Source organism: Cellulomonas sp. P4_B5_2, from assembly GCF_056402235.1.
The window spans coordinates 1-1,141 of record NZ_JBFUHU010000527.1 but is presented as its reverse complement, the minus strand read 5'-3'; the positions used below and the strand labels follow the sequence as shown (position 1 = coordinate 1,141).

Sequence of the window (1,141 nt, the reverse complement as noted above, 5' to 3'; positions counted from 1 at the left end):
CCACGGCACCCACCGGGACGTCGCCGGTGAGCACCGCGCGGCGCGCCTCGTCGAGCGCGCGGCCCATCGCCCAGGCGTCGGCCGTCTGCTCCGGACGGCGGGGCTCGATCATGGAGGCATCATGGCGCACCCGACGCCGGTAGGTTGAGCCCATGCGCCTGCACGTCGCGGACCACCCCCTGGTCGCCCACAAGCTCACCGTCCTGCGCGACGTCCACACCGCGTCGCCCACCTTCCGGCTCCTGGTCGAYGAGCTGGTCACGCTCCTCGCCTACGAGGCGACCCGGGAGGTGCACGTCGAGTCGGTCGACATCGTCACCCCGGTCACCTCGACCACCGGCGTCAAGCTGGCCGACCCGCGCCCGCTCGTCGTGCCGATCCTGCGCGCCGGGCTGGGCATGCTCGACGGCATGACCCGCCTCCTGCCCACCGCCGAGGTCGGCTTCCTGGGCATGCAGCGCGACGAGGAGACCCTCGAGGCGATCACCTACGCCAACCGGCTCCCGGACGACCTGTCGGGCCGCCAGTGCTTCCTGCTCGACCCCATGCTGGCCACCGGCGGCACCCTGGTCGCCGCCATCGACTTCCTGCTGGCGCGCGGCGCCCGGGACGTCACCGCGGTGTGCCTGCTGGCCGCGCCCGAGGGCCTGGCCGTGGTCGAGCAGGCGGTCGGTGACCGGGCCGACGTGTCGATCGTCGTCGCGGCCGTCGACGAGCGCCTGAACGACAAGGCGTACATCGTCCCGGGGCTCGGCGACGCGGGCGACCGGCTGTACGGCGTCGTTTGAGGCGTCCACTCCCTGGGACGGCGACGAATCCTCCTTGGTGACGACGAGCGGGCGTGCGACAGTCGCCCCATGACCACGTCTGCGCTGCGCCTCGTCGCCGCGTATCCGTGCGCGTGTCATCGGTCCTGATCCCCCAGGCCCTGACCCCGAGCGTGGCCCGACCAGCCGCGCACTGCGCACCCGGAGACGTCTCATGGCACTGCCCACCCCGCTGCCCCGCCCCCAACCCGGGCTGCTCCTGTACGTGAGCCTGCCCGAGGGGACCAGCCGCGCGCCCGGTGACCTGGCCGAGGTGGCCGAGGTGCTGCGCGAGTTCGCCACCGAGATGCTGCCCGGCGCGGACACCTACACCG

At 73.4% G+C, this 1,141-nt stretch carries 1 protein-coding gene; it reads left to right on the top strand.

Going from position 1 to position 1,141, the window contains the following annotated elements:
• The first annotated feature begins 152 nt into the window (after positions 1-152).
• Entirely contained in the window at positions 153-788 is a 636-nt protein-coding gene (gene upp / locus AC1DUQ_RS21885; protein ID WP_477060832.1) for a uracil phosphoribosyltransferase, read from the top strand.
• Positions 789-1,141: the final 353 nt, after the last annotated feature.